The following is a 24,125-nucleotide window of genomic DNA, read 5'->3' as shown; positions in this document are numbered from 1 at the left end:
CGGTAGCCCCATTCATTTGGCAGGCCGCCACCCCTGTGGCGAGGGAGCTTGCTCCCGCTGGGTTGCGCAGCAACCACAACAGCCCTCATACCGCTTGGCCTATCCCCTGTAGCTGCTCTCAGCGCCCGAGCTTTTCCAGCGCGGCATCGGCCAGGAAAGACGACCGGCTCTTGATGTTGTGCTCACGGACAAAGCGGTCGATCTGCTGAATCACATAACCGGGCAGGGTGACGTTGACCTTCTCGGTCTTGCCCAGGTACGGCGTGATGTCGATGTCCAGCATGCCCCAGCCCATGCCTGTGAAATCGGGGTTGGCGCGGTGCTTGCTCGTGGGTGAGGGTAGGGGAATGGTTTGCCCGGCGCGGGCCAGTTCTTCGAGCATGACGTGGGCGATCTCGATGGCGGCGCTGTAGGCGCTCTCGAAGGTGTCGCCGGCGGTGACTGCGCCGGGGATGTCGGGAATCTGGATGCCGGTGGCGGTGTGTTCGTCGCCCCATTCGATGCAGATGGGATATTGCATGGGGATCTCCTCAATAGGTGTGAAGGGGGCAGGCGCTATATCAGTTCGGCCAGTTTTCGGATGGCCCTGACCGTCACCTGTAGCCGCTGTCGAGCGCAGCGAGGCTGCGTACGAGGACGCAGTCCTAGCCAAACCTGCCTATGTATTTCACGTGGATTATCTCGGTATCCGATCCGCCGTACGAGTACATATCCGTTGCTGCGGGTGCGGCCACTATCGGTTCCGCTCTTACAGCGGGTCACTTTGGAACAGCCCCAAAGTAACCAAAGGGCTCTTGCCCCCTCACTCGGTGCCTCGCCTAGGCTCGGCATGCCCTCTCTCCGGTATTGCTCCGTGGGCCGCCGCAATGGGCCATCCATGGCCCAGTGCGGCTAACCCGGCGTCCTGCCGGGTTACCCACGGCTCAATACCTGCGTTCGGCCATCGTGTCTAAAGGGGCAGGTGGATCAAGATCAAAAGCCAAAAAGCCAAAGCCAGATCAAAGGCTGAAGCAAAACCAAGCGCGTTTTATGCGCTTGTTGAGTCGCGCTTAGCTCTCCAGCGCTGTTCGCCACTGAATCACCTCCAGCACCGCGCAACCCTCCCGGGTGAGCAGATGCACCCCTCGGGTGACCCGCGCCAGATCGCAGTCGGAAATGTTTTTCAGGTTAAGCGTGGACAGCGTGTCCATCAGATCCCGCACCACGGTGAAACGATGGGCCGCACTGCTGGCCAGATCGCTCAGAGAGGCTTGGGTGTCGAGGTAGAAAACGGCTTGGTTGGCGTCGTGGGTATCGACGGGGGAGAAGCGGGAAACCGATTGATCGTCCATGGTCGTTACTCGTTGTAGAGCTTCCACCATCTGCGGCCAAGCAAATTGAGGGTGGCAGCTGTGTGAGGGTTGGCCGACCGGTAACAACGACACCGGCACACCCGAAGGTGTCCCGCACACAGCCGCCATAACACAGAATCGCAGGCACAAAAAAAGCGTCTGCAATGGTGTTTTGGACGCTGATGCGTCGTTGTAATTCGACCGGCCAAGGTCGTTCGCGGATTTTGCCGCGAAGGGCGAACTATAGGGGCGGAGCTTGAGTGGTGCAACTGTGTATTGGTGGGGGTGTTTGAGTGGTTGTGTCATTGCGTTGGCCACGGTATGACTCTTTGTGTGTCAATGAGATTGAAGGTGTCTAAAGAATCTGGGGGTGGTTCAATGCATGCTATGCATGTGCTCACCATTCTCGAGGCGACCTTAAGCATTTCGACAGACCTACATGGAGATAACGTATGCCACTGAATTGGCAGCTCATCACTGAAGAAACCTTGTCATCTCTTGACTTGGACAGCCTGCTTCAAGGTGTAACAGACTTCGACTGCTGCAGTTTTCAAAGTGAAATTTCCCGTTTGGAAAAGGAAGAAGCTCGGTGGAGTCCTACTCAACTGGAAGGTTTACGCTTTATTGGTGAATCACTATCAATGATGCTTCACGCATCACAGCCGTCTGAGCCTTTTGGTCCAATGTTTGTGATGGGCGGTCATCGGAGCGCTGTTCCGACAGATTTCCCGAAAGATAAGCTTCGTGAACTGCAGGCGTGGGCACTCGCTCTCAAAGACCCAGAACTTCGAGCAAGACTTTTGGATCTGATATGGATTCAAGCTCGTTCATTTCCCGCTGCTCTGGGCGCTGTTGATGCGTATGTTGAATCAGCATTGAGGCTTGAAAGTCCGACTGATTGGCCAGCATGCCTTGAGCGTTTAGAGCGATCTTTGCGCCTCTCTGCAGGATTGGGCAAAGGCGGAGCCGAGTTGCGACTAAAGGTTTTAAACGGAATTGAGTCCATGCTGCACCGGCATCAAGGAAAGGATCCTCTTTATTTAACATTGCGCCTCACGCGACTGCTTCTGGAGTTCAAACACGGTGAGCCGAAGCAGTACGCCGAATATGCTCGTGCGGCAGCGGCAGCCGCTGATGCAGAAAAAAACCACTGGCGTGCGAAAGACTACTATCAACTGGTAGCTGATTGCCTGCGCATCTCAGGTGATCTGGAGGGAGAAGGTGCCGCCCTTAGAAACTCGGCAGAATCATTGGTCAAAGAATCTGAACTGGCTCGGATCCAGACTGGACGCGGAGCGATGGCTGCTGCGTCAATTTTGTCAGACGCAGTAGAATCCATGCGTCAAGCTCCAGGTGGACGCGAACGTGCGGCAGAGCTGCATGATCAGTTGTTGAAACTGCAGAAAGATTCCTTGGATGATTTCAAGCCAATTTCCACTAGCATCGACCTAACCGAGATGGTCCTAAACTCAAGGGCGGCTGTACGTGATAAAAGCTTGCATGACGCTGTAATCTCCTTGATTAACATGGCTGCACCGCCATCAATCCCTAAACTGATCCAAGGCGTCAAGGATCAAGCTCGTGTCTCGGTTCTGGGCAGTTTGATGTCCAGCGAGATCGTTAATTCTCGCGGTCGAGTGGTTGCCCGGGCTCCCGGACTTGATGGCGCTACTGACGATATCAAGCACGATGGACTACGTTGGAGGCTGTACAGCACCGCGCGCCTAGGAAGAGGGCTTAACGTCCAAGGAGCCTTGGAGCCCGCTCGAATGGAGATTTTGGCTGCACACTTTCCGGACCGGCTCGATATATTAGGTTTGATTCAGCATAGTCCGTGGGTACCCCCAGGACATATCGAGAGCATACTTCGTGCATTAGTAGCTGGTTTCCAAGGGGACATGCTCATAGCATCGCATCTTGTGATGCCACAACTCGAAGCTATTATTCGGCATGTCGTTGAGTCGATGGGTGGTGCTACTTCAATGCTAGAACCTGGTGGAGTACAACCGGAAAGACCGTTAAGTGTTCTTCTCGAAACTCCTGAAGCACTCCAGGTCTTTGGATCGGATGGAGTCTTTGAGCTACAGGGTTTGCTGGTTGACCCTCTCGGAACGAATCTACGCAACGAAGTAGCACATGGCCTGATTGATGATGAGGGCCTGTTTGGCACAGACGTGCTATATGCATGGTGGCTGCTGTTGAAATACTGCGTAATCACATCAAAGCTTGTACAGCGACGATCGACCGATTTCACTAGTGCCGAAACGCTTGGGGAAAGTTCTAAACCATGAGCCTAGCGGTATTGGAAAATCAGACGCCACACCCTTCCGATGCTCCCAAGAGTGGGACCTTGGTAACTTGAGATTTTCGGCGGATTTGTTGGAAAAAGTGCGGGGGCGGACACGACCCGCATTTTCATGTACGGGCAGTTGGCGGACTGGGTACTGTAGATATCTCTTTGTCCTTCGTACCTTGAATTCATCGCTCTCATTACTATGGGCGGTCGTAGTACCTCCGAATATACCCTCAACCAATATACGCACCATCAGATATTATTTGAGTTGCTGTTTCTGGATTGATGAGGGGTTTGATCGATCGTTGGTCGCAAGTTGTTATGGTATTATGAGGGTGAAAAAGGGTTTTCTCTTTAATGCTCTTTCTGCTTAAACGGAATTTAGTTGTGTTGCATCGACCGGTTGAATTCACAGTCGATAGCTGTCTGTCATGAATGATAGTTAATAGTTATTTACTGGCTGTGATCATTGTTGTACGCAATGTTTTCGGTTGGTCGATTTAACTTTTTTCATGCTTCGTGAAGGGCGCTTAGAGGCTACTCCAGATGTTTTCGTAGCTTTGCAGCTCCTACAGAGAATGTGAACGACAACAAAACAGGCCGGCCGGTAGGCCGCCGTCTGCTCTTGCTCTTGCTCTTGCTCTTGCTCTTGCTCTTGCTCTTGCTCTTGCTCTTGCTCTTGCTCTTGCTCTTGCTCTTGCTCTTGCTCTTGCTCTTGCTCTTGCTCTTGCTCTTGCTCTTGCTTTGGCTTTTGATCTGCCTGCCCCTTTAAACACGATGGCCGAACGCAGGCATTGAGCCGTGGGTAAACCGGCAAGGATGCCGGGTTAGCCGCCCTCCGGCCATGGATGGCCGGTGGCGGCGGCCCACGGATCAATGCCTTCGTTCTGGCATGCCGAGCCTAGGCGAGGCACCGAGTGGAGGGGCAGAGAGCCTTTGGTTACTTTGGGCTCTTTCCAAAGTGACCCGCTGTAAGAGCGGAACCCTAAGCCGCCGTGACCGCAGCAATGGATATGTACACTAAAAAGACCGCAACCTCAGGTTTTACGACCGCTGCGCGGCCGAGCGGGAGCAAGCTCCCTCGCCACAGTAAGTTCGCGGGGCCCCTGGCTCACTCTGGAACTCCAACCTGACTCGTTGCAGGACGCCGCCACACCCGCAGCAACGAACCTACCCCCAACCTCAATGCACAATCTGCGCAAGAAACGCCTTCGCCCGCTCACTCTTGGGCGCCGCAAAAAACGCCTCCGGCGGCGCATCCTCCACAATCCGCCCACCATCTAGAAACAACACCCGCTCCGCCACCTGCCGCGCAAACCCCATCTCATGGGTCACGCACAGCATGGTCATGCCGCTGTCGGCCAGTTTCACCATCACATCCAGCACTTCACTGACCATCTCCGGGTCCAGCGCCGAGGTGGGTTCGTCGAACAGCATGATCTTCGGTTCCATGCACAACGCCCGGGCGATGGCCACGCGTTGTTGCTGCCCGCCGGACAGTTGGCTGGGGTATTTGCCGGCCTGGCTTTCGATGCCGACCTTGGCCAGGAAGCTGCGGGCCAGTTCTTCGGCTTTTTTGCGCGATAGGCCGCGCACGGTGGTGGGGGCCAGGGTGCAGTTGTCCAGCACGCTCATGTGCGGGAACAGGTTGAAGTGCTGGAATACCATGCCCACCTGGCTGCGCACCTTGGCCGCTTCGCGGGTGTTTTGCGCCAGGTCGGTGCGGTCCACCAGGATCCGGCCTTTTTCGGCGATTTCCAGGCGGTTGATGCAGCGGATCAAGGTCGATTTGCCGGAGCCGGAAGGCCCGCAGAGGACGATGCGTTCACCCTGGCGGACCTTGAGGTCGATGTCGTGCAGCACATGGAAGGCGCCGTAGAACTTGTTCAGCCCGGCGATATCGATCACCACTTCGCGGCGGTCGATGGTGGCGCGGGCGGCGGGTTCGGGCACGGCGGACAGCGGGGCGGTCTGGGTCAGCATGGCAGGTCTCCGACGGTCAGTTGAAGCGCTCGGCGCGATAGGGGGCAGGGTCGGTGAAGGGTGTCTGGCCGGTCATCAGTTGCGCCAGCAGGCGACCGCTGACCGGGCCCAGGGTCAGGCCGTGGTGGGCGTGGCCGAAGTTGAACCACAGCCCCGGGTGGCGCGGCGCCGGGCCGATCACCGGGCACATGTCCGGCAGGCAGGGGCGGCGCCCCAGCCAGGGTTCGGCGTCGAGGCGTTCGCCCAGGGGGTAGAACTGCCGGGCCAGGGCCTCGCAGCGGCGCAGTTGGATTTCGTTGATCGGGTCGCTCGGGTCGGCGAATTCGATGCCGGTGGTCAAGCGAATGCCGCCCACCATCGGCGCCAGCACGTAGCCGCCCACCGGGTCGAGGATCGGGTGGCGCAGCTCGCTGCCGGGCAGGGCGGCGTAGTGCATGTGGTAGCCACGCTTGATCGCCAGCGGGATGCGGTAGCCCAGGGGTTCGAAGAGGCCTGCGGCTTGCGGGCCGAGGGCGACCACCACTTCCTGGGCGCTGATCGGGCCCTGTTCGCCCTGCACCTGCCAGCCGCCTTCGACCTGGGCCAGGCTCAGGGCATCGCCGATGACGAACTGGCCGCCGCGCTGCTTGAACAGTTCGGCGTAGCCGCGGGTCAGGCCGCCGGGGTCGCTGACGGTCTTGGGATCGAGCCAGTGCAGGCCGCCCACCACGTCGCCGTGCAGGCCGGGTTCCAGGGCGTGGATCTGCTCGCGGTCCAGCACCCGGTAGTTGAGCTGGTACTGGGCCAGGTCCGCGGCGGCGGCCTGGGCGCTGTCGAAGGCTTGCTGGTCGTTGAAGGCTTCGAGCCAGCCGCCGTCGTGGATCAGCCCGAGCATGCCCGCCGGCTCTGCCAGGGCCAGGTGGTCGCTGACGCATTGTTCGATCAGCGGCAGCATGGCGCGGGTGGCGGCGGCCAGACCCTGGGGCGAGGAGTGGCGCCAGTATTGCAGCAGCCAGGGGCCGGCCTTGGGCAGGTGGCGCAGGCTGTAGCGCACGTCCGATTGCTGGTTGAGGCCGTAGCGCAAAAGCTTGGTCACTTCCCGGGGGAAGGCGTAGGGGATCACGCTGGCGCGTTCGATCAGCCCGGCGTTGCCGTGGCTGGTGCCGTTGCCCGGCGGCTGGCGGTCCAGCAGCACGACTTCGCGGCCACGGGCCTGCAAGTGCAGGGCGGTGCTGACGCCGACGATCCCGGCGCCCAAGACGATGGTCTGGCAATGCATGGTTCTATCCTTACTGCGGGGGGCCGTGCGCGGGCTCCCAAGGGTTCAGTTCAAGTGCCGGCCGAGACGGCCTTCCAGGTATTTCAGGCTGCGCCGCACCACCTCGACGATCACCAGGTACAGCACCGCGGCCCACAGGTAGATCTGGAAGTCGAAGCTGCGGGAGAAGGCCAGTTTGGTCACGCCCATCAAGTCGTAGAGGGTCACCAGGGAGGCGATGGCGCTGGCCTTGATCATCAGGATCAGCTCGTTGCCCAAAGGCCCGATGGCCACCAGCAGCGACTGCGGCAAAATCACCTTGCCAAAAGCCGTCCAGCGCGACAGGCCCAGGGCCTGGCAGGCTTCACGCTGCCCCTGGGCCACCGCCAGCAGGCTGCCGCGCAGGATCTCCGCCTGGTAGGCGGCGGTGTTCAGGGTGAAGGCCAGCAGGGTGCAGAGCCACGCCTCGCGAAAGAACCACCATAGCCCCACGTCCTGCCAGAAGCCTTTGAACGAGCCCAGGCCGTAATACAGCATGAACAGCTGGGCCAGCAGCGGCGAGCCGCGGAAGAAGTACACATAGGCCCCGGTAAAGCGCCGCAGCAGCGGGTTGCCGGACAGCCGCCCAAGGGCGATCAGCAGGCCCAGCAGGGCGCCGAGGCTGAAGGAAATCGCCACCAGCTTGGCGGTCACCAGCAGGCCGTCGATAAAGCGCGGGCCGTAGCGCTCCAGCAGTTCCTGGTTGAGCACCAGGTTCAGCCATTGATCCAGGTTCATGGTTGCAGGCTCCGTTGATGGCGGCTGAAGCGCCGTTCGAGAAAGCCGAACAACTGCCCGGACAACGCCGAGAACAACAGGTAGCCCAGGCAGGCCACGGTGTAGAACAGCATCGGCTCCTTGGTCACGCTGACTGCCAGGTTGGTCTGGCGCATCAGGTCCACCAGGGAGATGGTCGACACCAGCGAGGTGTCCTTGAGCAGCGACAGCCAGTTGTTGGAAAGGCCCGGCAGGGCGATGCGGGTCAGTTGCGGCAGCAGCACCTGGTTGAAGGTGGTGCGCCGCGACAGGCCCAGGGCGCTGGCGGCTTCGTACTGGCCCTTGGGCAGGGTCTTGAACGCCGCCAGCCAGATCTCGCTGGAGAAGGCGGCGAACACCAGGCTGAAGGCAATCATCGCGGCGACGAAGGTATTGATCGCCACCTCGCCGGGGTAGCCCAGGGCGGCGAGGATCTTCTGTGCGGCGATCTGGCAGCCGTAGTAGATGATCAGCAGGGTCAACAGCTCCGGCAGGCCGCGAAACACCGTGGAGAAGCTGGTGGCCCAGGCTCGCGCCCAGCGGTTTTTCGAGCGGGCGGCCAGGGCCACGGCGAGCCCCAGGGGCAGGCCGATGGGCACGCAGGCCAGTGCCAGGGCGATGGTCACCAGGGCCCCGGCCAACAAGGCCGAGCCCCAGCCGCCGCTGGCCAGGGAAAGAAGAGACAGCTGTTCGAACATGCTCGGACCCTCTTGCGCAAAGCTTCGTGCAGCCGGTCGCCGCGCCAGGGCGGCGCGGCACCGTGGCGGCGGATCAGTAGATGTCGAAGGCGAAGTAGCGGCTGGAGATCTTCTTGTAGGTGCCGTCGGCGACGATCTCGTCCAGGGCCTGGTTCAGGCGCTCGCGCAGGGCGTTGTCTTCCTTGCGCACGGCGATCGAGGCGTCGGCGGTGGTGCCGTTGACGTCACCGATGATCTTGCAGCAATCCTTGCCGGCGCTTTCAGCCCAGGCCAGCAGCGGGAACTTGTCGGCGATCACCCCGTCGATGCGCCCGGCGGCCAGGTCGCTGTTGGCTTCGTCCAGGGTCGGGTAGAACTTCACGTCGGCCCCGGCCGGGCCGTAGTGGTCCTCGGCGTAGATGGCCTGGGTCGAGGACGATTGCGCGCCCACGGTACGGCCCTTGAAGTCGGTCTGGGCGTCGGTGATGTCCGAGTCCCTGGGCACCGCCACCGACAGCGGAGTGCGGTAGTAGTGGTTGGTGAAGGCGATCTTTTTCTTGCGTTCGTCGGTGGCGATCATCGAGGCCACCACGGCGTCGTACTTCTTGGCCATCAGCGCCGGAATGATGCCTTCCCAGTCCTGGGCGACGATCTGGCACTGCACCTTGAGCCGCTCGCACAGGGCGTTGGCGATGTCCACGTCGAAGCCGTGCAGCTGGTTGCTGGAGTCCACGTAGTTGAAGGGCGGGTAGGCGCCTTCGGTGGCGATCTTCAAGACCTCGGCCTGGGCCGCGGTAGCGGCGACGGCCATGACGCAGGCACTGGCGAAGCGAACGACGTTTTTCATGGAGCACCTCGATTATTTATTGTTTTGCTCGGGTGGAGGATGTGTAGCCAACGAACTCGTTATGCAGGGCGGCAGTGGCTTCAAGGCGCTTTTCCACCTCGGGCCCCAGGTGCTTGCACACCTGGTTGACCAGCAGGTGCACCAGCGACAGCATCGCCGCGGTGGACTCCCAGAACAGGTTGAACTCAGTGGGCACGCGAAACACCTCATCGGCGTTCTGCTCGGCCCAATCGCAGAAGGTATCGGTCACCAGTGTCACCGGAATCCCGGCCGCACGGGCCTTGTGGCACAGGGCCAGGGCGTGGCGCGAGTAGCGCCGGGCCTCGAACACCACCAGCGCGCAGTCGGTGGGCGGGGCCAGCAGCACCTCGGCGAAGTGCCCGGCGGAACCGTCCACCAGCTGCACGCCGTCGCGCAGGTATTGCAGCAGGTGGACCATGCACACGGCGATGCCGCGCTCGGTCTGGAAGCCGGCGACGAACACCCGCGGCCGGCTGGCCAGGCGTTGCACCACCTGCTGCCAGGCCGGGGTCAGGCTGTATTCATAGACCTTCATCAGCGCGCCGACTTCCAGCTCGAAGCTGCGCGGCAGGCCCTGGCCGGTGGGGTTGGGTTGCTGGCGAAACTCCTGCAAGCGATCGCCCACCAGCCACGGCCCTTCGCCGAGGTCGTTCTTCAGGTCGTTCTTCAGATCCTTGAAATGGCTGTAGCCGATGGCGCGGCAGAAGCGCCCGACGCTGGACTCGCTGAGCCCCAGTTTGCCGGCCACATCGGCGGCGGTCTGGAACGGCAGTTCATGGAGGTTGGCCAGCATGTAGCTGGCGATTGCCCGGCCTGAGGCGGTAGTACCGGACAGGGCACTTTCAAGGCGTTGCTTGATCGGTTGGCTCATGGCTATTTTCGTTGTTGTGGGCCGTTGGCAATGAAAAATGGATGTTTTCTGTCATTAAGTCAATGTTTGACAGTTAACTGGCGTGACGCGATAGTCAGGTGCCTTCCAATAACAATTCCAATGGAGCCACCCATGTCCGACGCCCCCCTGGCGCAGGCCGCTAGCGAGTACCTCGACCTATCGGCCTTGACCCATCTTCTGCAACGTATCTTCCTGCGCCACGGCACCAGCGCCGAGGTGGCCCGGGTCCTGGCGGACAACTGCGCCCGGGCCCAGCGCGACGGCTCCCACAGCCACGGGGTGTTCCGCATTCCCGGCTACCTGTCGTCCCTGGCCAGCGGCTGGGTCGATGGCCAGGCCGTGCCGCAAGTCGAGGATGTGGCCCCCGGTGTGGTGGCGGTGGATGCCGGGGGCGGCTTTGCCCAGCCGGCCCTGGCGGCGGCCCGCGAGGCACTGGTGAGCAAGGCCCGCAGCGCCGGGATCGCGGTGCTGGCGATCCGTAATTCCCATCACTTCGCTGCGCTCTGGCCGGATGTCGAGCCCTTCGCCGAAGAGGGCCTGGTGGCCCTGAGCCTGGTCAACAGCATGACCTGCGTGGTGCCCCACGGCGCCCAGCGGCCGCTGTTCGGCACCAACCCGATTGCCTTCGCCGCGCCCCGCGAAGGCGCCGAGCCCATCGTCTTCGACCTGGCCACCAGCGCCATTGCCCATGGCGACGTGCAGATCGCCAAGCGCCAGGGCCAGCAGCTGCCCGAGGGCATGGGGGTGGATCGTGACGGCCAGCCCACCTGCGATCCGGCGGCGATCCTCGACGGCGGCGCCTTGTTGCCCTTTGGCGGGCACAAGGGCTCGGCGCTATCGATGATGGTGGAGCTGCTGGCGGCGGCGCTGACCGGAGGCAACTTCTCCTTCGAGTTCGACTGGTCCCGACATCCCGGGGCACAGACGCCCTGGACCGGCCAGTTGCTGATCGTCATCGACCCCAGCCACTGCGGCGGTGGCCGCTTCGCCCAGCGCAGCCAGGAGCTGGTACAGCAGATGCAGGCCGTGGGCCTGGAGCGCCTGCCCGGTGACCGGCGCTACCGCACCCGGGCCAGATCCCTGCAAGAGGGCATTCCCCTGGCCACCGCCGAACTGGCGCGGCTGCGGGGCCTGGCGGGCGACGACTAAGGGCTTCATCCCTTCGCATCCGGGTCCATGAGCCCTTGGTGTTACTCCAGGTAGGGGGCCGGTAGCGGGGCAGGTCGTGGACCGAAACGGCCGCTCCTCTCCAGCCCCTCCAAAGCACCGGCCACTTGCCCCCAAGGCAGCCTATGGGCGCTTGCGGCGCCTTTTGATAATCGCCTCCGACATCTCGTCCCCCGAATGCGGAGCGCGCCATGCACAACAATAAGAATCGCCAGCACCCTCTGTTCCCGGCCCTGATCGCCGGCCTGTCGACCCTGGGCCTGGGCAATGCCGCCCAGGCCCAGATCATGCTCTACGACAAGGACCAGACCACCTTTTCCACCGACGGCTACGTCAACGCCTTCTACGTCAACAGCAAGGTCGACCGTGCCGGCGAGCAGTACGACCGGCGCCAGGCGCGGGTGAAGATGGGCTTTCTGCCCAACTACCTGGGCTTCAACATGGGCAGGCAGGTGGACGACCTCAAGCTCGGCGCCCGGGCCTCGTTCTGGGTGACCATCAACGACAGCCAGGACAACGGCACCGACACCGCCATCGACGTGCGCCAGTTCTATGGCACCGTGGCCAACCCGGAGTGGGGCGAAGTGCTGATCGGCAAGGACTTCGGCCTGTTCGCCCGCTCCAACATCCTGCTCGACGAGATGCTCGCAGGCTATGGCCAGGTCAGCGACAGCCTGGGGCTGGTGGATGGCGGCGGGGTGTCGTTCGGCAATATCGGCAGCGGTTATCCCTATCCCTTTCCCACCTCGCAGATCACCTACCGCAGCCCGTTGATGGACGGCCTGCGGGTGGCGGTGGGCATCCTCGATCCGGTGGACACCAACGACAGCAGCACCCTGGGCAAGGCCTACCAGAAGAACCCGCGCACCGAGAGCGAGATCACCTACCAGTTCGACCTGGGCGGGGCCAAGTTCTACAGCTGGCTCAACGGCAGCTACCAGACCTCCGACAACACCGACCCCGAGGTGCGCTCGGTAACCTCCAAGGGCCTGGGCTACGGCCTGCAAGCCAAGATGGGCGGGCTGTCCCTGACCGGCTCGGGGTTCCAGGCCAGGGGCATCAACCCCTTCTTCACCAACAACGCCGGCAAGGCCACCCTGCGCAATGTCGACAGCCGCGGCTACCTGCTGCAGGGCTCGTACAAGCTGGGCAAGAACCGCCTGGCGCTGTCCTATGGCAAGACCCGTGACGACGGCAACGGCGTGGTGGGCAGCGGCGCCGACTACCAGACGCGCGGCGTCGCGCTGTTCCATGACATCAACGACAACCTCAAGCTGGTGGCCGAGTACAACCAGTTCCAGATCGATGGCCATCGCGGCAGCGCCCAGAACGAAGACACCAACACCTTCGCCGTGGGCGCAGTGCTGACCTGGTAACGGCAGCGGCAAGCCGCCAGTTGCCAGCTGCAAGTGGTTTGCATCCGTTACTGCGGCCGGTTGTAAAAAAACCTGTGGCCAGCGCCTACGCCCATGGAACTGGCCATCCGCTACCCAAGTAGCATTCGTGGCCGGCCGGGCGCTTCGTACACTTGCGAGCCTAACCAATCCGCGCCGGAGACAACCATGCAGCAAGCCCAGAGCGAGGGCGTGGTCAGCGCCATGTCCCAGGCCGGCGATCCGCAGCAGGTGGCCCAAGACCTGGCCCGCCAGCTGCTGCATCCGCACCTGGGCTTCGTGCTGTTCTTCTGCTCCGCCGAATACCCGCTGCAAGCCCTCGGCCAGGCCCTGCAACAGGGCTTTGGCGGCATCCCCCTGGTGGGCTGCACCAGCGCCGGGGAAATCACCCCCCTGGGCTACGGGCGCAACTGCGTGACCGCCATCGGTTTCGACCACCGGCACTTTTCCATCGCCGCCGAACTGATCGACCAGATGGAGCATTTCAGCCTGATCGACGCCCAGCGCATGGTCGAGCGCCTGGTGGGCGGCTGTCGCAGCAACACCCTGGCGCCGATCAAGGGCAACACCTTCGCCCTGACCCTGCTGGATGGCTTGTCGAGCCGCGAGGAAATGGTCCTGGCGGCCCTCAGCGCGGCCCTGGGCGATATCCCGCATTTCGGCGGCTCGGCCGGCGACGACAACTACCTGACCCACACCCACGTGTACTTCGGCGGGGAGTTCCACAGCGGTGCGGCGGTGGTGGTGCTGGTCAACACCTGGCTGGATTTCGAGGTGTTCACCACCCACCACATCCAGCCCCGGACGGAAAAACTGGTGGTCACCGGCGTCGACAGTACTTTGCGCCGGGTCTATGAGCTGAACGCCGAGCCGGCCGCCGAGGAGTACGCGCGGCTCATCGGCGTACCGCTGGCGCACCTCGACCACCGGGTATTCGCCGCCCATCCGCTGGCGGTGCGGATCAACCAGCACTACTACGTGCGTGCGGTGCAGCAGGTGCACCCGGACCTGAGCCTGAGTTTCTACTGCGCGGTGGAGAACGGCATCGTGCTTACCGCCATGACTCCCGGCCCCTTGCTGCCCAACCTGCAAGCCTTGTTCGACGGCTTGCAGCAACGCCTGGGCAGCTTGCTGCTGACCATCGGCTGCGACTGCTTCCTGCGCCGCCTGGAGCTGGAGGACCAGGGCGGCCTGGAGCGTATCGGCGCCTTCCTGCGCGAGCAGCGGGTGATGGGGTTCAACACCTACGGAGAACAGTTCAATGGCATGCACATCAACCAGACCTTCACCGGGGTCGCCATTGCCCGCAGCCGAACTGCGGCCCGTCGCTGAACTGCAAGCCCGTATCGACTGCCTGCAACGGGAGAACCGCAAGCTGCGGCGGATCAACGACGCGCTGATCGAGCGGGTCGAGTCCGGCATCACCCGGGGCAACGATCCTTATGCGGCATTCCAGCACTCGGTGGTGTTGGCCGAACAGGTGCGCGAACGCACCGACGCACTGAACCAGGCCATGGCCGAGCTCAAGGCCGGCAACCATTTGCTCAGCGAGGCGCGGTTGCGGGCCGAGACCGCCCACCAGCACCTGATCGATGCCATCGAGAGCATTTCCGACGCCTTCGTGCTGTTCGACCAGGAGCAGCGCATCGTCCTGTTCAACAGTCGCTTTCGCGCCTTCTGGGCCCACAGCCGGGTGCGGATCATGGCCGGCATGCGCCTGGCCGAGGTCCGGCGGTTGCTGACCAGCACCGGGCTGTTCAGCGAAGAGCCGCGCAGCGGCGGTGACGAACACCTGTTGTATCGCCTGCACAACGGCCGCTGGCTGCAGGTTAGCGAACGGCCGACCCGCGAGGGTGGGCGGGTGATCCTGTTCACCGACATCACCGAGGTCAAGCACAGCGAGACCCAGCGCCGCGAGCAGGCAGTGGCGCAAAAGTCCCACCTGTTGCAACGGGCGGTGGACAACCTCTCCCAGGGCGTGGCCATGGTCAACGCCGAGGGCGTGCTGGAGTTGTGGAACCGGCGCTTCCTGGAACTCAGCGGGTTGGCGCCGGTGGCCGCGCATCGCTTGTTTGCCGAGGTCATCGGTGACAGCGAACTGAGCCTGCTCAGCCCCGACAGCCGCGATGCCAATGGTCGGCCGATCCACGAGTGCGAGCAGCGCCTGAGCGATGGCCGGGTCCTGGAGATCCGCACCCATCCGCTGCCCACCGGTGGTTTCGTCAACACCTTCACCGACATCACCGAGCGCTACCGGCATGCCGAGGCCCTGAGCGAGAGCGAACGCTGGATCCGCCTGATCACCGATCAGGTGCCGGCGCTGATCGCCTACCTCAATGCCGACCTGGTGTACGAATTCACCAACAAGGTCTACGAAGAGTGGTACTGCTGGCCGCGGGGCGTGATGCTCGGCCAGAGCCTGCGCGAGGCGCACAGCGAGCAGCACTACCAGCGCCTGGAGTCCTACATCGCCCGGGCGCTGGCCGGGGAGAGCGTGACCTTCGAGTTCCCCGAGACCAACATCAACCATCAAGAGCGCTACATGCTGCGCTCCTACGTGCCCAACCGCCTGGCCAGTGGCGAGGTGGTGGGGATCTTCGTGCTGATCCGCGACATCACCGAGCGCCGGCGCACCGCCGAGGCCCTGCACCAGGCCTACCAGAACCTGGAGCTGCGGGTGCGCGAGCGCACCGCCGAGCTGACCACCCTCAACCAGCAACTGCTGCGCGAGATCGAGGAGCGCAGCCGGGTCGAATCGCGCCTGCGCGAGGCCAAGGGCGAAGCCGAGCGGGCCAACCTGTCGAAGACCAAGTTCCTGGCCGCGGTCAGCCACGATTTGCTGCAACCGCTGAACGCCGCGCGGCTGTTCACCAGTGCCCTGCTGGAGCGTCGCGATCCCGAGGCGAGCCAGGCGTTGGTGCGCAATGTCAGCAATTCCCTGGAGGACGTGGAAAACCTGCTGGGCACCCTGGTGGACATTTCCAAGCTGGATGCCGGGGTGATCAAGGCCGATATCGCACCCTTCGCCCTCGGCGAGCTGCTGGACAACCTGGCCGCCGAATATGCCCAGGTGGCCCGCAGCGAGGGCCTGGAGCTGCACTTCGTGGCCTGCTCGGCGCTGGTGCGCAGCGACATCCAGCTGCTGGCGCGGGTCCTGCGCAACCTGTTGAGCAATGCCATCCGCTACACCCGCCAGGGTCGGGTGGTGCTGGGCTGCCGGCGCCAGGGCCGCTGGCTGTCGATCCAGGTCTGGGACAGTGGCCTGGGCATCGCCGCCGAGCGGCTGGAGGAAATCTTCCAGGAGTTCAAGCGCGGCGATGAACAGCGCCCCGACCAGGACCGGGGCCTGGGCCTGGGGTTGGCCATCGTCGAGAAAATCGCCGGGATCCTCGGCCACCGCATCGACGTGCGTTCCTGGCCTGGGCGCGGTTCGGTGTTCAGCGTGCAAGTGCCGATCAGCGCCAGCGCGCCGCCACCTACACCGTGCCTGGAAGGACGGGCGGCGCCGCTGGAGCGTTTGCAGGGCGCGCGGATCTGGGTGCTGGATAACGATGCCGCGATCTGCGCCGGCATGCGCACCCTGCTCGAAGGCTGGGGCTGCCAGGTGGTCACGGCGTTGTCCGAGGAAGACCTGGCGCGCCAGGTGGATGACTACCGGGCCGAGGCCGACCTGCTGATCGCCGACTACCACCTGGACCAGCAGCGCAACGGCATCGACGCCGTGGCGCGGATCAACGCCCGCCGCGCCCTGGCGATCCCGGCGATGATGATCACCGCCAACTACAGCAACGACCTCAAGCAGCAACTGCGCGAACTGGGCCACACCCTGATGCACAAGCCGGTACGGCCGATGAAACTCAAGACCGCCATCAGCCATTTGTTGAGCGGCAAGCTGCAAGCGGCAAGTTCCAAGCTTGAGGCTTGAGGCTTGCCGCTCGAACCTGCTTCCTAGCGGCGCAGGTAGGCGCCGAAATCGATATCCCCGGCGCTGAGGATTGCCTGCACCCGGTTGTGCACGTTGAGCTTGCGCAGGATCGCCGAGACGTGGGCCTTCACCGTGGTCTCGGCGATGTCCAGGGTGTAGGCGATCTGCTTGTTGGATTCGCCCTTGGTCATGCGCTCCAGCACCAGCAGTTGCTTGCGGGTCAGGGCCTGCAACAGCTCCGGCGGGAAGCTCGGGGCTTCGCTGCTGCGCCGTCCTGGCGAGCTCTTCTGGGTGCGGATGATGTCCGGCGGCAGGTACACGTTGCCATTGAGGATCTGCTCGATGGCTTCGGTCATCTGCGAGCGCGGCGAGGACTTGGTGATGAAACCCACGGCGCCGTAGGTGATGGCCTGCAGCACGATCTGCTTGTCCTGCTCGGCGGAGACGATCACCACGGGGATGGTCGGTGCTTCGTTGCGCAGGGTGATCAGGCCATTGAGGCCGTGCATGCCCGGCATGTTCAGGTCCAGCAGGATCAAGTCCAGGTCGTCGTGGTCCTGGGTCAGGGCCAGGGCGCTGTCCAGGTCGGCGGTCTCCATCACCTCGCTGCCGGGGAAACCGTCGCTGATGACGTTGTGGATGGCTTCGCGAAACAGTGGGTGATCATCGGCTATCAGGATTCTGTACACGGCCTTTCACCTCGTTATTGTGGTTATGGGGACACTTGAGCAAGGCATCGTCAGGGTAGGGGTTCGGGCTGGGCGGCCACCAGGGGCAACCCGGCGGCTTCCCAGGCATCCAGGCCATCGCGGTACCAGTAGATATTTTTATAGCCCAGGGCTGCGGCGCGTTTTACCGCGTTCCAGCTCAGCCAGCAATCGGCGCGGCAATAGAACACCAGCGCTCGCTGGCGGTCGCCCTGGCTCAGGCGCTGCAAATGCTGGTTGAAGTAGCCCTGCCACTGGGGCGTCAGCTCGCCGTCGCCGGTATTGGCCAGCCAGTGGCTGCCGGGCAGGTTGGCGTGGGGTTCGCTGTCGATGAAGCGGCCTTGCAGCCATTGCCGGCGATAGACATCGATCAGCAGCGGCGCCGGGCGCACTTGCAGCAGGCCCTGCAAGGCCTGGGTGTCGACGATCTGCGCCGCCTCGATGTGCAGCGGGGTCGGGCTGCGATAGCTACCTGTGCGATAACCCTCGGCGGAAAACAGCGGGTCGGCGGCCTGGGCGCTGCCCAGCGCCAGGCTCAGGCACAGTGTGGCCAGGGTTTGCAGCGCACGAGGCATAAGGCTTTTATCCTTGTCGTTATGGGGCCACTACATGCCAGGGCCAGGCACTTGGGAATGCGACCATCGACAGTAAAAGCAGTACCAAAGTCGTAGGTCCTGGCTGGGCGACGCTCTTGCGCTTGTCGGTAGTCGCTGCTGCGGCTGTTCAGGTGACGCCAAGCCTGCTGGCGCGGTCCGCCAGGGCCATCCACGGGGTTTCATGCACTGCAAGGTGCCGGCTTTCGGAGCCCTGGAAGGTCCTTCGGCCCTTTGCGCCGCCTCGCCCAGGGCTCGACAGCGGCTACGGAGGTTTTTCATCAGCAGAACCTAGGCGGTGTTCTTGCGCAGGGCGGCGTGCTGCGGGTTGAAGGTGGCCACTGCGAGCAGCGCGAACACCAGGGTCAGGCCCAGGCACACCGCCAGGGCCAGGGGGTTGAAGCGCAGGTACAGGGCAAATCGCACCAGCTCCACCGCATGGGTGAAGGGGTTGAGCGCGCACAGCCAGTACAGCCACTGGCTGGCCTCGAGCATCTTCCACAGCGGGTACAGCGCCGAAGACAGGAAGAACAGCGGGAAGATCACGAAATTCATCACCCCGGCGAAGTTCTCCAACTGGCGGATGGCGTTGGACAGTAACAGCCCCAGGGCGCTGAGCATCAGCGCCACCAGCAACAGCGCGGGCAGTGCCGCCAGCAGGCCCAGGGCCGGGGGCTGCACCCCGTAGAGCCAGGCGATGGCGAGAAAGGCATACACCTGCAACAGCGACACCAGGGCCGTGGCCAGCAGCTTGCTGGCCAAGAGGAACGGCCGGGGCAGGGGGCTGGTGAGCAGGAGACGCATGCTGCCCATCTCGCGGTCGTAGACCATCGACAGCGATCCTTGCATGCCGTTGAACAGCAGGATCATGCAGGCCAGCCCGGGGATGATGTAGACCTCGTAGGGAATGTAGGTGTCGTAGGGCTCGATGATGGCGATGCCCAGGGCCGCGCGAAAGCCGGCGGCGAACACCAGCAGCCACAGCAACGGGCGCACCAGGGCGCTGAGAAAGCGCGTGCGCTGCAGGACGAAGCGCAGCCATTCGCGCAGCACGATGCCGCGCAGGCACTGCCAGTAGGCGCTCATGCCAGGCGTGTTCATGACCGGTGTGCTCATGCCGCGTGTCCTCCGGTTGCCAGCGAGTGGGTGGGCGTCGCCGAGGTCAGGCGGGCGAAGGCGCTGCCCAGGTCACCGCCGTGGGCCTGGCTCACCGCGCCAGCTTCGCCACTGGCCACCAGGCGCCCCTGGTGCAGGACCAGCAACTGGTCGTCGGTTTGCACTTCATCCAGCAGGTGGGTGGTCCACAGCACGCTCAGCTGTTGCTCCTCACACAGCTGGCGGATATGCCGGCCCAGGGCCAGGCGGCTGGCCGGGTCGAGGCCGCTGCTGGCTTCGTCGAGCAACAGCAGGCGCGGCTGGTGCAGCAGCGCGCGGGCGATCTCCACCCGCCGTCGGTGCCCGCCGTTGAGCTGGCGCACCGGTTCGCGGCGGCGCTCCTCCAGGCCCTGGCGTTGCAACTCGGCCTCCACCCGCGCCTGGGCCTGGCGCCGGGACAGGCCATGCAGGGCGGCGTGGTAGCGCAGGTTCTGTTCGACGCTCAGGTCCAGATCCAGGGTACTTTGCTGGAACACCACCCCCAACTGGCGCAGGGCCGCCCGCGCGGCATTGCGCAGCGAGCAGCCGCCGACACGGATGTCGCCCTGTTGCAGGTCGTAGAGCCGGGTGAGCAGGGCGATCAGCGTCGACTTGCCGGCGCCGTTGGGTCCCAGCAGCGCGGCGAAGCGCCCGGGGGCCAGGCTCAGGCTGACCTGGTCCAGGGCCTGGCGCGGGCCGTAGGCGAAGCTCAGCTGGCACACCTCCAGGGCCTTCATGGGGTCACCACCACGCCCCAGGGGTAACGCCCGACCTTCACCGACTTGAGCACCTTGCGCTGCTCCACGTCGATCACCGAGACGTCGCCGCTGACCCCGTTGGTGGCCAGCAACTGGCGCTGATCCGGGGTGAATGCCAGCTGCCAGACCCGCCTTCCCACCAGCAGATAGTCGAGGACCTCGAAGCTCTTGGCATCGATCACCGCCACATGGTTGGCCGGACCCAGGGCGACGAAGGCGTACTGGCCATCGGCGCTGAGCTTGATGCCCACCGGCTGGACCTTGTCCGGGTGCACGCCCTTGATCTTGAACCCCAGGGTCTTGAGCACCTGGCGGGTGGCCACATCGAGGATGGTTACCGTGCCGCCGATTTCCGCCGAGGCCCACAGGCGCGAACCGTCCGGGGAAAATTCGACGAAACGCGGGCGCTGGTCCACCAGGGTGTTGTCGGCCAGGGTCTGGGTGCTGGTGTCGATCCAGTGCAGCATGTTGGTGGTTTCGCTGGTGTTGACCGCCCACTTGCCGTCGGGGCTGACCGCCATGCCTTCGGGCTCGACACCGACGTCGATCTGCCCCAGGACCTTGGCGGTCTGGGTGTCGATCACCGTCACCAGCGCATCGTCTTCGTTGGATACGTACAGCCAGCGGTTGTTGGGGTGCAGGGCGAATTGCTCGGGGTCCTTGCCCGAAGGCAGTTCCTTGATGATCTTGCGGGTGGCCACATCCATCACCTGGACCCGGTCCGAATCGCTGGCGCAGATGTACAGCAGCGTGTTGTCGTGGGACAACAGCAGGCCCCGGGGCCGCTGGCCGACGGGCAGGGTATCGGTGACTTGCAGGGTCTGCAGGTCGATCAGGCTCAGGCTGTTGTCCTTCTCGTTGGAGACCCAGGCGGTGGCGGCCAGGGCCTGCCCGGTGGCGAGCAGCAGGGCCGCGCAGAGCGTGGAGCGGCGAAGAAGAGGGCGGCGCATGGCGGATTCCTTATTGTTGTAGGGGCGGGTCAGGGATAGCGGCAGGTCACTTCGGGGCGGTCGTAGCCCAGGCTGTCCATCTCGTTGAACGGATGCAGGAAACCCTCCTGGGGCGAGGTGCTGACCAGGGCCCGGGGTTGCACCAGGGCAATGGGTTGGCGCAGCTCGCCGTTCCATGGGCGGTAGCTGAGCTTGCGGCCCTTGAAGCCATCCAGCGGCAACTGGTCGCCCAGCAGCCGTTGTTGCAGGGCCCGGGGCTCGGCCTGGCGCAACGTGCGCACCGCGCTGGCGATGCTGCGCACGGCCATCCAGGCGGCGAAGTCACGGTCGTTCATCCAGCGCCCGGCCTGGGCTTCGAAGCGCTTTTGCAATTGCGCGGCGCCGAAGGTCTCCACGCTCTTGTGCCAGGCGGTAGGGGTCAGGCCCTGGGTGCCGGCCACCGGGCGCGGGTACCAGGTCTGGTAGGGCAGGTATTCGCCGAAGTCACCGCGCTCGTCGGCCACCAGCACCACGTCGTACTCGGCGGTTTGGGTGAACAGCGGCATGTCGGCCTGGGCACTGCGGCGCTGGTCGTTGTCGAAACTCCAGGCTTTTTCCGCGACGATCTGCAGGCCGAAGCGCTTCATGGCCCGGCGCAGGGACTGGGCGTAGGCTCGGTCATCCTCGGTCTGGCCGACCACCAGCAAGGCCCGCTGCCATTTGCGCAGGGCCAGGAACTGCACCAGGGCGTCGGCCAGCATGGCCCGGCTCGGCAGGCTGTGCAGCACGTTGCCCAGGCACTGGTCGCTGCGCAGGCGGTCGTCGGGACTGCCGGCGTTGAACAACAGGCTGTCGGCCAGGGCGGCGGACAAGGCGCGCAAGCTGGCCGCCGGGGCGTTCACCACGAACAGCCGCAGGCCCTGCTCGTGCTGGGCCCGGGCGGCTTGCAGCAGCGCCTCGGGGCTGTCGACGCTGGCGCTGAGCAGCTCGAACCGCTGCTTGAGGAAGCGCCCGGTGCTGTTGTTGTCGACGATCGCCAGCTCGGCGCCTTGCAGGCCGGCATCGGCGGGTTCGGGAATGATGTTCGAGAGCAGCGGACCAGCGTCGGGCCGATAGCCCAGGTAGCCGATGCGCACCTGCAGGCTGGGCTCGGCCACTTGCGTGGCCCGCGCGCATTGGACGCCGCCCAGGGCCATGGCAAGGGCCAGCAGGCAGGTCAGTGCAAGGGGGGCGGGCTGGCTCATCGGCGGCTCTCCACGGCAGGTGGCGCCAGCATAGAAAGAGCGTCGGAGCGGGGAAATATGCAGAAAGTAGCGCCCGGCCAGTACCAAGGTAGTAGCCCGGTGCGGCGGTGGCGGTCTTAGCATGGCCAGCACCGTCCCTGGCCACTGCGGAGTCATCGCCCATGCGCCTTATCAAACTGCTGCTGTTGCCCTTGCTGCTGATCCTCAGCCTGATCGGCGTCGATCGCTTGCATGGCTCGCGCCCGCTGCCGGTACCGGCGGTGCCGTTGGCGCCGGGGCACTAGGCATGTCGGCGCTGTGGCGGATTAACCTGTGGGTCAGCGGTTTTTTCGCCCTGGTGACCCTGGCTTGTGCCGGGTTGCTGTGGCACCAGGCCTTGGCTGATGTCGAGCGCGAGTTGCAGTCCGCCGAGGCGGTGGTGGCCTACCTGGGCGAGACCGCCGAGCGTGATCCGGCCAGCCTGCAACCACGCCTGACCCGTAGCCTGCGCCATGTGCGGGTGCATTGGCTGGAACCGGGCGCCAGTGCCCGCCTGCCCGAACAATCGGGCTGGGATGCCTGGCTCGGCCGCCGCTTGTTCAGCGAGCGCCAGCATGCCAGCCGGCTGCTGGACTTGAGCGACGGACGCCGGGTGCTGATCGCCGTCGATGCCCGGGACGAGATCGACGAAGCCTGGGATTCCCTGCAACAACTCCTGGGCCTGTGCGCCTTGGCCCTGGTCCTGAGCCTGTTGACCATCCGCTGGGCGGTGCGCCGGGGCGTTGGCTTGCTCGATGAACTGCTGCGGGCCTTGCGCCAAGTATCGGCCGGGCAACTGGCGGTGCGCCTCCCGGAAAGCGGCCTGCCCGAAGCGCTGCAACTGGCCGGGCACTTCAACCGCATGACCTCGGCCCTGGAGCAGACCCGGGCCGACAACGCGCAACTGACCCGGGCGCTGCTGGCGGTGCAGGAACGGGAGCGGACCCAGCTGGCCCAGACCCTGCACGACGACCTTGGCCAGTACCTGGCCGGTATCCGTGCCCAGGCCTGCCTGTTGCGCCTGGTGGCTGGCGAGCCGGCCACGGTGGCGCAGACGGCCGAACTGCTGGAGCGCAATTGCCAGCAGTTGCAGCAGGGCTTTCGCGCCCTGGTGCAGGACCTGTATCCGCTGGTGTTGCAGCACGTGTCGCTGCCAGCCGCCTTGCAGATGCTGGTGAGCCAGTGGCAGGACAACCAGGGCATCGCCTGCCAGCTGAAGTTGGGCGAGGACCTGCCAACGCTGTCGGCCACGGACCAGACCCAGTTGTACCGGCTGTTGCAGGAGGCGCTGACCAATGTCGCCCGCCACGCCAGTGCCAGCCAGGTGCGGATATGCCTGCAACGCCGCGGCCGGGGCCTGCGCCTGTGGGTGCGGGACAACGGCCGCGGCGCCTGCCAGCCCCAGCGGCCCGGGGTCGGCCTACATTCGATGGCCGAGCGTGCCCGCAGCCTGGGCGGCGAATTGCGCGTCTTCAGCCGTCCCGGCGCCGGTTGGGCACTGGCTTTGAACATGCCCCTGAACATGCCCATGGAGGCCTGATGAACATCTTGTTGGTCGACGACCATGCCGTGGTCCGCCAGGGCTACGCCAGCCTGCTGCGAGCGGCGTTGCCGGCAATGCAGGTCCGTGAAGCCGCCAATGGCGAGGAGGCCCTGGCCCGGGTCCTGGAAGAGGTGCCGAACCTGGTGATCATGGACTTCGGCCTGCCGGGCATCAGCGGCCTGGAGACCACCCGCCGCCTGCGCCAGCGCTTGCCGCAGCTGCGGGTGCTGTTCTTCAGCATGCACGACGAACTGCCCCTGGTGCGCCAGGCGCTGGAGGCCGGGGCCTCGGGCTACCTGACCAAGAGCTCGCCGCCCCAGGTGCTGATCGAGGCGGTGCAGCGGGTGCTGGCGGGCCACGCCTACATCGAGCAAGCCCTGGCCACCCAGCTGGCCTGCACGCCCCAGGCCGGCGCCAGCGACCCGCGCTTGCAGAGCATGACCCAGCGTGAGCTGGAGATCTTCGTGATGCTGGCCCGCGGCACCCCGGCGCGGGAGATTGCCGAGCAGCTGTGCATCAGCACCAAGACCGTGTCCAACCACCTGACCCTGCTCAAGAGCAAGTTGCAGGTCAGTTCCCATGCGCAGCTGGTGCATCTGGGGATCGACATGGGCGTGGTGCGGGTGGCGGGGTGAGG

22 protein-coding genes are annotated in these 24,125 nt (G+C 64.2%); 8 read left to right on the top strand and 14 right to left on the bottom strand.

The genetic code is table 11. From position 1 onward, the window contains the following. Window positions 1-118: 118 nt before the first annotated feature. Both CAG11_RS11835 and CAG11_RS11825 read right to left on the bottom strand, forming a co-directional pair. Window positions 119-520, bottom strand: coding sequence for a type II toxin-antitoxin system HicB family antitoxin (locus CAG11_RS11835; protein ID WP_085596465.1), 402 nt, complete (start codon window positions 518-520; stop codon window positions 119-121). 529 nt (window positions 521-1,049) lie between these two features. Beyond that, window positions 1,050-1,331, bottom strand: coding sequence for a hypothetical protein (locus tag CAG11_RS11825; protein ID WP_085596464.1), 282 nt, complete (start codon window positions 1,329-1,331; stop codon window positions 1,050-1,052). Window positions 1,332-1,783: 452 nt separating this feature from the next. Between CAG11_RS11825 and CAG11_RS11820 the strand changes: the two genes are divergently transcribed. Then, the gene (locus tag CAG11_RS11820) at window positions 1,784-3,622 is read left to right on the top strand and encodes a DUF4209 domain-containing protein (protein WP_085596463.1); all 1,839 of its coding nucleotides are present in this window, start codon (window positions 1,784-1,786) and stop codon (window positions 3,620-3,622) included. A gap of 1,184 nt (window positions 3,623-4,806) precedes the next feature. Here CAG11_RS11820 and CAG11_RS11810 read toward each other — a convergent pair. From CAG11_RS11810 to CAG11_RS11785, 6 genes are all read right to left on the bottom strand, one after another. Then, entirely contained in the window at window positions 4,807-5,607 is an 801-nt protein-coding gene (locus CAG11_RS11810; protein ID WP_085596461.1) for an amino acid ABC transporter ATP-binding protein, read from the bottom strand. Between the two features lie 16 nt (window positions 5,608-5,623). Further along, window positions 5,624-6,865 carry an FAD-binding oxidoreductase gene (locus CAG11_RS11805; protein WP_085596460.1) on the bottom strand — a complete coding sequence of 414 codons (1,242 nt, stop codon included), beginning with the start codon at window positions 6,863-6,865 and terminating at the stop codon, window positions 5,624-5,626. 45 nt (window positions 6,866-6,910) lie between these two features. Then, a complete protein-coding gene (locus CAG11_RS11800; RefSeq protein WP_085596459.1) occupies window positions 6,911-7,621 on the bottom strand; it encodes an ABC transporter permease in 711 nt (236 codons plus the stop codon). Continuing rightward, the gene (locus CAG11_RS11795) at window positions 7,618-8,337 is read right to left on the bottom strand and encodes an ABC transporter permease (RefSeq protein WP_068584345.1); all 720 of its coding nucleotides are present in this window, start codon (window positions 8,335-8,337) and stop codon (window positions 7,618-7,620) included. The genes CAG11_RS11800 and CAG11_RS11795 overlap by 4 nt, the downstream gene beginning before the upstream one ends. 73 nt (window positions 8,338-8,410) lie before the next feature. Continuing rightward, on the bottom strand, window positions 8,411-9,163 hold the full coding sequence (locus tag CAG11_RS11790) for a transporter substrate-binding domain-containing protein (protein ID WP_085596458.1): 753 nt from the start codon (window positions 9,161-9,163) through the stop codon (window positions 8,411-8,413). Between the two features lie 16 nt (window positions 9,164-9,179). Continuing rightward, window positions 9,180-10,055, bottom strand: a complete 876-nt coding sequence (locus CAG11_RS11785) for a MurR/RpiR family transcriptional regulator (protein WP_085596457.1) — start codon at window positions 10,053-10,055, stop codon at window positions 9,180-9,182. 132 nt (window positions 10,056-10,187) lie between these two features. Between CAG11_RS11785 and CAG11_RS11780 the strand changes: the two genes are divergently transcribed. From CAG11_RS11780 to nahK, 4 genes are all read left to right on the top strand, one after another. Continuing rightward, window positions 10,188-11,225 (top strand): Ldh family oxidoreductase, encoded by a 1,038-nt coding sequence (locus CAG11_RS11780; protein WP_085596456.1) that lies wholly within the window; start codon window positions 10,188-10,190, stop codon window positions 11,223-11,225. Between the two features lie 209 nt (window positions 11,226-11,434). Next, entirely contained in the window at window positions 11,435-12,619 is a 1,185-nt protein-coding gene (locus CAG11_RS11775) for a porin (RefSeq protein ID WP_085596455.1), read from the top strand. A gap of 186 nt (window positions 12,620-12,805) precedes the next feature. Continuing rightward, a complete protein-coding gene (gene nosP, locus CAG11_RS11770) occupies window positions 12,806-13,969 on the top strand; it encodes a nitric oxide-sensing protein NosP (RefSeq protein WP_085596454.1) in 1,164 nt (387 codons plus the stop codon). Continuing rightward, complete coding sequence (gene nahK, locus CAG11_RS11765) at window positions 13,899-16,562, top strand: hybrid sensor histidine kinase/response regulator NahK/ErcS' (protein WP_085596453.1); 2,664 nt, start codon at window positions 13,899-13,901, stop codon at window positions 16,560-16,562. Before nosP ends, nahK begins: the two co-directional genes overlap by 71 nt. A gap of 23 nt (window positions 16,563-16,585) precedes the next feature. Here nahK and CAG11_RS11760 read toward each other — a convergent pair whose 3' ends face one another. From CAG11_RS11760 to CAG11_RS11735, 6 genes are all read right to left on the bottom strand, one after another. Then, window positions 16,586-17,251, bottom strand: a complete 666-nt coding sequence (locus tag CAG11_RS11760) for a response regulator transcription factor (protein ID WP_022643626.1) — start codon at window positions 17,249-17,251, stop codon at window positions 16,586-16,588. Between the two features lie 50 nt (window positions 17,252-17,301). Next, window positions 17,302-17,844, bottom strand: a complete 543-nt coding sequence (locus CAG11_RS11755; protein ID WP_085596452.1) for a PQQ-dependent catabolism-associated CXXCW motif protein — start codon at window positions 17,842-17,844, stop codon at window positions 17,302-17,304. 309 nt (window positions 17,845-18,153) lie between these two features. After that, window positions 18,154-18,948: an ABC transporter permease gene (locus CAG11_RS11750; protein WP_085596451.1), complete on the bottom strand. Its 795-nt coding sequence runs from the start codon at window positions 18,946-18,948 to the stop codon at window positions 18,154-18,156. 26 nt (window positions 18,949-18,974) lie between these two features. Continuing rightward, window positions 18,975-19,733 carry an ABC transporter ATP-binding protein gene (locus CAG11_RS11745; protein ID WP_085596450.1) on the bottom strand — a complete coding sequence of 253 codons (759 nt, stop codon included), beginning with the start codon at window positions 19,731-19,733 and terminating at the stop codon, window positions 18,975-18,977. Continuing rightward, window positions 19,730-20,704 (bottom strand): YVTN family beta-propeller repeat protein, encoded by a 975-nt coding sequence (locus tag CAG11_RS11740; RefSeq protein WP_085596449.1) that lies wholly within the window; start codon window positions 20,702-20,704, stop codon window positions 19,730-19,732. The genes CAG11_RS11745 and CAG11_RS11740 overlap by 4 nt, the downstream gene beginning before the upstream one ends. Before the next feature lie 29 nt (window positions 20,705-20,733). Continuing rightward, window positions 20,734-21,927, bottom strand: coding sequence for an ABC transporter substrate-binding protein (locus tag CAG11_RS11735; protein ID WP_085596448.1), 1,194 nt, complete (start codon window positions 21,925-21,927; stop codon window positions 20,734-20,736). A 161-nt stretch (window positions 21,928-22,088) separates the two neighbouring features. Between CAG11_RS11735 and CAG11_RS34035 the strand changes: the two genes are divergently transcribed. From CAG11_RS34035 to CAG11_RS11725, 3 genes are read left to right on the top strand one after another with little or no spacing between them, the layout of a single operon-like run. Then, entirely contained in the window at window positions 22,089-22,211 is a 123-nt protein-coding gene (locus CAG11_RS34035; protein ID WP_256578563.1) for a hypothetical protein, read from the top strand. Between the two features lie 2 nt (window positions 22,212-22,213). Further along, window positions 22,214-23,485 (top strand): HAMP domain-containing sensor histidine kinase, encoded by a 1,272-nt coding sequence (locus CAG11_RS11730; RefSeq protein WP_085596447.1) that lies wholly within the window; start codon window positions 22,214-22,216, stop codon window positions 23,483-23,485. Next, window positions 23,485-24,123 (top strand): response regulator transcription factor, encoded by a 639-nt coding sequence (locus CAG11_RS11725; protein ID WP_085596446.1) that lies wholly within the window; start codon window positions 23,485-23,487, stop codon window positions 24,121-24,123. The genes CAG11_RS11730 and CAG11_RS11725 overlap by 1 nt, the downstream gene beginning before the upstream one ends. The last annotated feature ends 2 nt before the right edge of the window (window positions 24,124-24,125 follow it).

This window comes from Pseudomonas sp. B6(2017) (genome assembly GCF_002112765.1).
Taxonomy (GTDB): Bacteria; Pseudomonadota; Gammaproteobacteria; order Pseudomonadales; family Pseudomonadaceae; genus Aquipseudomonas; species Aquipseudomonas piscis.
The sequence above is the reverse complement of the archived record's forward strand: the minus strand, read 5'-3'. Positions and strand labels throughout refer to the sequence as shown.

What these genes read in the sequence shown, in the direction of transcription:
- CAG11_RS11835 (WP_085596465.1), bottom strand. Translation starts at nt 520, where the DNA reads ATGCAATATCCCATCTGCATCGAATGGGGCGACGAACACACCGCCACC.
- CAG11_RS11825 (WP_085596464.1), bottom strand. Translation starts at nt 1,331, where the DNA reads ATGGACGATCAATCGGTTTCCCGCTTCTCCCCCGTCGATACCCACGAC.
- CAG11_RS11820 (WP_085596463.1), top strand. Translation starts at nt 1,784, where the DNA reads ATGCCACTGAATTGGCAGCTCATCACTGAAGAAACCTTGTCATCTCTT.
- CAG11_RS11810 (WP_085596461.1), bottom strand. Translation starts at nt 5,607, where the DNA reads ATGCTGACCCAGACCGCCCCGCTGTCCGCCGTGCCCGAACCCGCCGCC.
- CAG11_RS11805 (WP_085596460.1), bottom strand. Translation starts at nt 6,865, where the DNA reads ATGCATTGCCAGACCATCGTCTTGGGCGCCGGGATCGTCGGCGTCAGC.
- CAG11_RS11800 (WP_085596459.1), bottom strand. Translation starts at nt 7,621, where the DNA reads ATGAACCTGGATCAATGGCTGAACCTGGTGCTCAACCAGGAACTGCTG.
- CAG11_RS11795 (WP_068584345.1), bottom strand. Translation starts at nt 8,337, where the DNA reads ATGTTCGAACAGCTGTCTCTTCTTTCCCTGGCCAGCGGCGGCTGGGGC.
- CAG11_RS11790 (WP_085596458.1), bottom strand. Translation starts at nt 9,163, where the DNA reads ATGAAAAACGTCGTTCGCTTCGCCAGTGCCTGCGTCATGGCCGTCGCC.
- CAG11_RS11785 (WP_085596457.1), bottom strand. Translation starts at nt 10,055, where the DNA reads ATGAGCCAACCGATCAAGCAACGCCTTGAAAGTGCCCTGTCCGGTACT.
- CAG11_RS11780 (WP_085596456.1), top strand. Translation starts at nt 10,188, where the DNA reads ATGTCCGACGCCCCCCTGGCGCAGGCCGCTAGCGAGTACCTCGACCTA.
- CAG11_RS11775 (WP_085596455.1), top strand. Translation starts at nt 11,435, where the DNA reads ATGCACAACAATAAGAATCGCCAGCACCCTCTGTTCCCGGCCCTGATC.
- nosP (WP_085596454.1), top strand. Translation starts at nt 12,806, where the DNA reads ATGCAGCAAGCCCAGAGCGAGGGCGTGGTCAGCGCCATGTCCCAGGCC.
- nahK (WP_085596453.1), top strand. Translation starts at nt 13,899, where the DNA reads ATGGCATGCACATCAACCAGACCTTCACCGGGGTCGCCATTGCCCGCA.
- CAG11_RS11755 (WP_085596452.1), bottom strand. Translation starts at nt 17,844, where the DNA reads ATGCCTCGTGCGCTGCAAACCCTGGCCACACTGTGCCTGAGCCTGGCG.
- CAG11_RS11750 (WP_085596451.1), bottom strand. Translation starts at nt 18,948, where the DNA reads ATGAGCGCCTACTGGCAGTGCCTGCGCGGCATCGTGCTGCGCGAATGG.
- CAG11_RS11745 (WP_085596450.1), bottom strand. Translation starts at nt 19,733, where the DNA reads ATGAAGGCCCTGGAGGTGTGCCAGCTGAGCTTCGCCTACGGCCCGCGC.
- CAG11_RS11740 (WP_085596449.1), bottom strand. Translation starts at nt 20,704, where the DNA reads ATGCGCCGCCCTCTTCTTCGCCGCTCCACGCTCTGCGCGGCCCTGCTG.
- CAG11_RS11735 (WP_085596448.1), bottom strand. Translation starts at nt 21,927, where the DNA reads ATGAGCCAGCCCGCCCCCCTTGCACTGACCTGCCTGCTGGCCCTTGCC.
- CAG11_RS34035 (WP_256578563.1), top strand. Translation starts at nt 22,089, where the DNA reads ATGCGCCTTATCAAACTGCTGCTGTTGCCCTTGCTGCTGATCCTCAGC.
- CAG11_RS11730 (WP_085596447.1), top strand. Translation starts at nt 22,214, where the DNA reads ATGTCGGCGCTGTGGCGGATTAACCTGTGGGTCAGCGGTTTTTTCGCC.
- CAG11_RS11725 (WP_085596446.1), top strand. Translation starts at nt 23,485, where the DNA reads ATGAACATCTTGTTGGTCGACGACCATGCCGTGGTCCGCCAGGGCTAC.